A 4,246-nucleotide genomic window follows, 5' to 3' on the forward strand; every position below is an offset into this window, starting at 1 on the left:
AGCCTATCTTGGGCTGCATCGACTGGTGTCGTGAACCGGCTCGGCAACGCGGCCGGCGGGAGGATTGCGATGGCGTTTCTGACGGGACGTTGCATGTGCGAAGCGGTCACCTGGACCTATTCCGGGGTCATCACCCGCAATCTGGTCTGTCACTGCGCCGATTGTCGGCGCGCCACGTCCGCCCCGCTGACGGCCTTCCTGGGCATGCGTCCGGAGCAGGTGAGTTGGACCGGCGAGATCATGCACTTTGAAAGCAGCCCGAACACCTTTCGCGGGTTCTGTCCGGCCTGCGGTACGAGGCTCTATTTCCGCTCCGACAGATGGCCTCGCGAGATTCACGTTCACGCCGCCACCATGACCAATCCGGACGACAACCAGCCCGATGCGCAGGTCTTGACGCGTTCGCGGATGAAATGGCTCGATCGGCTGACATCGATACCCGCCCATGACGGCTTCCAGGAAAAGCCAGCCGATCGACCAGGCACCTGACAAGCTGATAGGTGCGGGGACCGCATCCGTTCAAGTGCAGGCACAAAAAAAGCCGGGCGCGAGGCCCGGCTTTTTCGTGTCGTGGCTTCGACGACTTAGAACTTCATACCGACGCCGAAGGTGACGCGGTTGTCCTTCGACTTGACGTTGCCGACATTGTCGAAGTCCTTGTCGCCGTAGTCGGTGTAGCGGTACTCGACACGGCCGAACACGTTGTCCGTGATCTTGATGTCGGTGCCGACACCAGCCGTCCAGCCGAGCATCGCCTTGCTGTCGCTGGAGACGCCGTCGTCGATCTTCTGGTTCTTGGCCGCAAGACCGCCGGTGCCGTAGAGCAGGATTTCCGGAGTCACGGAATAACCGAGGCGAGCGCGCAGCGAGCCGTCCAGGCCGCCCTTGGCTTCGACGCCGGCGCTGGAACCCTTGACGCCGTTGTAGCCGAGATCGGCTTCAGCACCATACACGAAGTTCTCCTGCTGCCACTGGTAGCCGCCGAAGACGCCGCCGACAAAGCCCTTGGTCTTGATGTCGGGACCGCCGGAAACGTCGGCATGGCCGCTAAAGCCGTAGCCGGCGCTCAGACCGAGATACGGACCGGCCCAGGAAGCGACGGGGAGTTCGGCAACCGGAGCGGGCGCCGGCGGCTCTTCAGAGACGACGTCGGCTGCGTAAGCGGTACCGCCGAGGGCGAAGAGCCCGAGGGCAACAGCCAGCGGCCGTGCGAATTTGAGATTGGCTTGCATTGTTCTTTACTCCTTAAGCCACAGGACACGTAGGCTTGTTGTTCATGAGCACCCCAAGACCCGTCCGGGGGGATAAACGGACCCGGCGCTCAACGGTTCCGAATGTCGTGTCGAAATGCGGCTGAAGCGAACCTGAACTTGGGTCATTCCCCGGCGCGAATGAGGCTGAACCGTGACGTTGCATCTTCGCAACAGCGAAATGTCAGCAGCGGTTCCATGCTGCGCTGCACGCGGCTTGGTACAAGGAGTCGAGCATCCTATATTGCGATCCTGCCGGCGCGAATCCGGATCACGCAAAGGTTGCGGCGAGTCCGCTTCGCCACATTCCCGCCCCAGGTGGAAACGGCGTTTAACCCCTCGGCCGGTCATAATGTGCCGGCTGGTGGAATCGAGGCGCCGATTGAGGATTGACAGATGACCAAGACCGCGACGGCGCTGGTGACCGGTGGCGCAAAACGGATCGGCAAGGCGATCGTCGAGGATCTGGCGGCACACGGCTTCGCGGTCGCCATCCACGCCAACCGTTCGGGCGCCGAGGCCGAGGCGCTGGCGGAACAGATAAGGGGCAAGGGCGGCCGCGCCGCGGTCGTCGCCGCCGACCTCACCGACATGGATGCGGTCGGCGATCTCGTCGGCCGCGCCGAGGCGGCGCTTGGCCCCGTCACGCTGCTCGTCAACAATGCCTCGCTTTTCGTCGACGACAGTGTCGAGGATTTCGATTGGCAGGCTTGGGACCGCCACTTCGCCATCCATGTGAAGACGCCGGCGCTGCTGGCGCAGAATTTCGCCCGCGCCCTGCCGGAAGGCGAGGAGGGCCTGATCGTCAACATCATCGACCAGCGCGTCTGGCGCCCGACGCCGCGCTATTTCTCCTATGCGCTGTCGAAGTCGGCGCTGTGGACGCAAACCGAGATGCTGGCGCAGGCGCTCGGGCCTCGCATCCGCGTCAACGCCATCGGCCCCGGCCCGACGCTGAAGAGTGTCCGCCAGGACGATGATGATTTCGCCGCGCAGCTCGACGGGCTGATCCTCAAGCGTGGCCCGGATTTGACCGAATTCGGCGCTACCATCCGCTATCTCTGGCAAGCGCGCTCGGTCACCGGCCAGATGATCGCGCTCGACGGCGGCCAGCATCTTGCGTGGCAGACGCCCGATGTGACAGGCATGGTGGAATGAGTCCCGCAGAGCAAAAACACAAGACGCGCGGCGCTGCCGACGACCTGCCCCCCGGGATCGCTCTCGAGGACGATGCGGCCGAGGAGATCGTGGAGCCGGAAGCCGTCCCGGCCGGACCGGACGTCGCCTTCACCGCCATAGACTGGACGCCGCATGCCGGAGACGCCGACGGCATGGTCGGCGCCGAGGTGATCCAGACGCTGGTCAAGCGGCTGCCCAACGCGCCCGGCGTCTATCGCATGATGAACGCTGCCGGCGATGTGCTCTATGTCGGCAAGGCGCGCAGCCTGAAGAAGCGCGTCACCAACTACGCGCAGGGGCGCTTCCACACGCTGCGCATCGGCCGCATGGTGCGCGAGACCGCGACGATGGAGTTCGTCGTCACCCGCACCGAGATCGAGGCGCTGCTGCTCGAGGCGAACCTGATCAAGCGGCTGCGACCCCGCTTCAACGTGCTGATGCGGGACGACAAATCGTTCCCTTACATCCTGTTGACCGGCGACCATGTCTCGCCCGGCATCTACAAGCATCGCGGCGCGCGCTCGCGAAAAGGGGATTATTTCGGCCCCTTTGCCTCGGCCGGCGCGGTCGGCCGCACCATCAACTCGCTGCAGCGCGCCTTTCTTCTGAGAAGCTGCACCAATTCCTTCTACGAGAACCGCACCCGGCCGTGCCTGCTCTATCAGATCAAGCGTTGCGCCGGTCCATGCACCGGCGAGATCTCGCATGAGGACTATGCCGGGCTGGTCGCCGAGGCGAAGGATTTCCTCTCCGGCCGCAGCCTGAAGGTGAAGACCGAGATCTCGACCGCCATGCAGCAGGCGTCCGAGGAGCTCGATTTCGAGCGCGCCGCCATCTATCGCGACCGGCTGGCCGCGCTCTCGCATGTGCAGGCGCATCAGGGCATCAACCCGCAAACCGTCGAGGAGGCCGACGTTTTCGCCATCCACCAGGAGGGCGGCCAGACCTGCATCCAGGTGTTCTTCTTCCGCACCGGCCAGAACTGGGGTAACCGAGCCTATTTCCCCAAGGCCGACCCGGCGCTGGAGGGATCGGAAGTGCTGGGCTCGTTCCTGGCGCAGTTCTACGACGACAAGCCGACGCCGCGCGCCATCCTGCTCTCGCTTGCCGTCGAGGAGCAGGAGCTGCTTGCCGAGGCGCTCTCGACCCGCGCCGGCCGCAAGGTGTCGATCTCGGTGCCGCAGCGCGGCGAGAAGAAGGACCTGACCGACAACGCGCTGCAGAACGCGCGCGAGGCGCTCGGCAGACGGTTGGCCGAAACCTCGACGCAGGCGCGCCTGCTTACCGGTTTTGCCGAGACCTTCGGCCTGGCCAAGCCGCCGGTGCGCATCGAGGTCTACGACAACTCGCACATCATGGGCACCAACGCCGTCGGCGCCATGGTCGTTGCCGGGCCGGAAGGTTTCGTGAAGAACCAGTACCGGAAATTCAACATCCGCTCGACCGAGATCACGCCTGGCGACGATTTCGGCATGATGCGCGAGGTGATGGAGCGGCGCTTTTCGCGCTTGCTGAAGGAGCATGGCGATGTCCAGCCCTCAAGCGAGGTGGCTGCGGAAGACGAGGACGACGCGGGCGCGGACCTGGTCGCAGGCAATGGAGCCTTCCCGGCCTGGCCCGACGTCATCCTGATCGACGGCGGCCAGGGCCAGATGACGGCGGTGCGCAAGATCCTGGCCGATCTCGGCATCGAGGACCGCGTCGCCGCGATCGGCATCGCCAAGGGCCAGGATCGCGACGCCGGCCGCGAGCGCTTCTTCGTCCGGGGCAGGGACTCCTTCACCCTGCCGGTGCGCGATCCCGTGCTCTATTTCGTC

At 64.9% G+C, this 4,246-nt stretch carries 4 protein-coding genes; 3 read left to right on the top strand and 1 reads right to left on the bottom strand.

Annotated features, from left to right (window positions below; all coding sequences use genetic code 11):
• A partial coding sequence (locus EN780_RS28530) for a GFA family protein (RefSeq protein WP_245500165.1) occupies positions 1–489 on the top strand: 489 nt, incomplete at its 5' end.
• A gap of 95 nt (positions 490–584) precedes the next feature.
• On the opposite strand, the gene EN780_RS28535 is transcribed toward EN780_RS28530, so the two are convergent.
• A complete protein-coding gene (locus EN780_RS28535) occupies positions 585–1,232 on the bottom strand; it encodes an outer membrane protein (RefSeq protein WP_127283681.1) in 648 nt (215 codons plus the stop codon).
• Positions 1,233–1,646: 414 nt separating this feature from the next.
• Here EN780_RS28535 and EN780_RS28540 point away from each other — a divergent pair, with 414 nt between their 5' ends.
• Both EN780_RS28540 and uvrC read left to right on the top strand, forming a co-directional pair.
• Complete coding sequence (locus EN780_RS28540; protein ID WP_127283680.1) at positions 1,647–2,408, top strand: SDR family oxidoreductase; 762 nt, start codon at positions 1,647–1,649, stop codon at positions 2,406–2,408.
• Positions 2,405–4,246: excinuclease ABC subunit UvrC (gene uvrC, locus EN780_RS28545; protein WP_128275960.1), on the top strand; the 1,842-nt coding region annotated here is incomplete at its 3' end. The genes EN780_RS28540 and uvrC, both read left to right, overlap by 4 nt.

Origin of the sequence: Mesorhizobium sp. M4B.F.Ca.ET.089.01.1.1 (assembly GCF_004022605.1) — a bacterium.
Classification (GTDB): Bacteria; Pseudomonadota; Alphaproteobacteria; order Rhizobiales; family Rhizobiaceae; genus Mesorhizobium; species Mesorhizobium abyssinicae.